This is a genomic window from Frankia sp. CcWB3 (assembly GCF_977927595.1).
Genome location: NZ_CDWRCK010000297.1, coordinates 1 through 1,946, shown reverse-complemented (window position 1 = coordinate 1,946; position 1,946 = coordinate 1). Strand labels below are relative to the sequence as shown.

4 protein-coding genes and 1 tRNA gene are annotated in these 1,946 nt (G+C 65.5%); 2 read left to right on the top strand and 3 right to left on the bottom strand.

The genetic code is table 11. From position 1 onward, the window contains the following. Positions 1 to 85: 85 nt before the first annotated feature. On the top strand, positions 86 to 280 hold the full coding sequence (locus tag ACY5KJ_RS17835) for a hypothetical protein (protein WP_462188987.1): 195 nt from the start codon (positions 86 to 88) through the stop codon (positions 278 to 280). A gap of 122 nt (positions 281 to 402) precedes the next feature. Then, positions 403 to 475, top strand: a tRNA-Arg gene (locus ACY5KJ_RS17830). Positions 476 to 569: 94 nt separating this feature from the next. Here ACY5KJ_RS17830 and ACY5KJ_RS17825 read toward each other — a convergent pair. The 3 genes from ACY5KJ_RS17825 to ACY5KJ_RS17815 form a co-directional block, all read right to left on the bottom strand. Continuing rightward, the gene (locus ACY5KJ_RS17825) at positions 570 to 923 is read right to left on the bottom strand and encodes a DUF5615 family PIN-like protein (RefSeq protein WP_462188986.1); all 354 of its coding nucleotides are present in this window, start codon (positions 921 to 923) and stop codon (positions 570 to 572) included. Beyond that, a complete protein-coding gene (locus tag ACY5KJ_RS17820; RefSeq protein WP_011434851.1) occupies positions 920 to 1,159 on the bottom strand; it encodes a DUF433 domain-containing protein in 240 nt (79 codons plus the stop codon). Before ACY5KJ_RS17820 ends, ACY5KJ_RS17825 begins: the two co-directional genes overlap by 4 nt. A gap of 199 nt (positions 1,160 to 1,358) precedes the next feature. Further along, positions 1,359 to 1,871, bottom strand: coding sequence for a hypothetical protein (locus tag ACY5KJ_RS17815; protein ID WP_462203899.1), 513 nt, complete (start codon positions 1,869 to 1,871; stop codon positions 1,359 to 1,361). Positions 1,872 to 1,946: the final 75 nt, after the last annotated feature.

Below are 1,946 nucleotides of genomic sequence, written 5' to 3'. Positions count from 1 at the left end.
GTCCCCTATGAGGACTGCTCGACCATGAGGACCTCTCGGCAGCGGGCGCTAACGTGCCCGCCCGATCGGGCACGATGGCGTTCCCGTGGCCGTCGCGTCGGGTACTGGCGGGGTGCGTCTGGTCATGCTCTCGGACACACACCTCCCGGTGCGGGCGCGCGAGCTGCCCGCCGAGGTCTGGTCCGCCGTCGACGCGGCGGACGGTCAGCGGTTGACCGTCCGCCGCGCGCCCCACCGGCAACTCCTCCTGCCGGCGCCGCAGCTGCCGATTCGACGATGATCCCACAGCTGTCCACACAAGAAGCACAGGATGAACTACAGACAGCTACATCCCCCTCGGAGGATCGGTGCCATCCGTCGGGTGCTGTAAGCTGGCACCGCCGGCCACCACGGCGGTACATCGCGCTCGTAGCTCAACGGACAGAGCATCTGACTACGGATCAGAAGGTTGGGGGTTCGAGTCCCTCCGAGCGCACGTCAGGTTGAGACAGGTCAGAGCCCCGCAGCCACTACTCCGGCGCGGGGCTCTGAGCTTTGCGTAGGCGATGTCCCAGCCCGGGCGGAGAGGGTCAATCGCCCTCGCGACGGATCCGGAGAAGGCCGCGGTGCGCCACTGTCACGGCCCCAGCGAGGTCGTGATGCGTGACCAGGTCCTCGACGGCCGCGATCACGGCGCGTGCCGACTGGTCGTCAAGCCGGAAGACCACGATCCCGCTGTGCGATCCCGGCGGGTAGGCACGGATGTTCCCGAAGCCGCGGTCGAGGGTGAACACGATCCGGTTCTCGGCAACCGCAGCAGCGAGCACCTCCGGATCGGAGCGGCCCGACAGGTTCTCCGCAAGCACGGTATCGGCGTCGATCCCGTGCTTGGCGAGTCGCTCGGCAAGGGAGACCGGGAGACCCTCGTCCAGCTTGACCTTCACGGCGCGGTACGAAGCGGCACGAGATCCTCCCGCGCCAGACGCGCCCCGTAGGCAGCGGCCGCACGGATCCCCGACACGGTCAGCGACGGGTACTCCGCGATGATCTCACCGTCGGACATACCGTCGGCAAGGCAGTCGAGCACGACACTCACCGGCACCCGGGTCCCCCGGATACACGCCTGCCCATGACCGACTGTCGGGTCGGCCACGACGAGCGCCAGAAGATCTTCCGCCATGCCTCCCAGTATGCTCCCGGATCTCAGCGTCGAGCGCCCATCACGTGGTCCAAGCCGTGGCACGAGTGACAGCCAAGTTGACAGCCAAGCCGCTGGACGCGGGTGGACGTCGACGGACACCGGTGGACGGAACGCTCATGGTCAGCAGGCAGGGCGGACGTTGACAGACGTCGACGGAAGATCCAAATCTAACTACGGATCAGAAGGTTGGGGGTTCGAGTCCCTCCGAGCGCACATCAAACACCCCCAACCCGATGGCCGGGTTGGGGGTGTTCTGCATGGCGCTGGTCACGCTGGTGACGAGGGCCAGGTTGTGTTCGTCGATGCCGACCGTGCATGTGACGTGGTTCACTCGTGCGTCGTAGATGATCTCGAGGCCGTAAGCGTCGAAGAGGCCCCTGAGAAACTCCTCGGGCATGCGGGTGAGCTCGGCGCGGGTGACGGTTCCAAGGAGATCGAATAGGTCCGTGTCGCTGCCCGCTTGGGCTGGCGGGTGGGCGCGGAGGTGAGCCAGGTCGCGTCGTTTGACTTCCTGTTCGCTGCTGATCTGCGCTGACCGGCGGTTGATGTCCTGGAGAAGCTCAGGTTCGAGGTCGTCGGTAGTTTCGAGCGTGTTCAGAAGTCGACGTCGTCGCTGGCTCAGATCGTCAAGGGTGCGTTCCACCGCGTTGATCTTCTCCTGCCATTGCTGCCGGGCCTGTTTGGTAAACATTCACGTAGATTCGTGATCTTGCGGTGAGTGGTTGGTGTTGGAGCTGGGTGTGGATGTTGTTCGCCGGTCTGGTGT

Bases quoted from the DNA above. Each gene is read 5' to 3' on its own strand.
- ACY5KJ_RS17820 (WP_011434851.1), bottom strand. From the start codon at position 1,159: ATGGCGGAAGATCTTCTGGCGCTCGTCGTGGCCGACCCGACAGTCGGT.
- ACY5KJ_RS17815 (WP_462203899.1), bottom strand. From the start codon at position 1,871: ATGTTTACCAAACAGGCCCGGCAGCAATGGCAGGAGAAGATCAACGCG.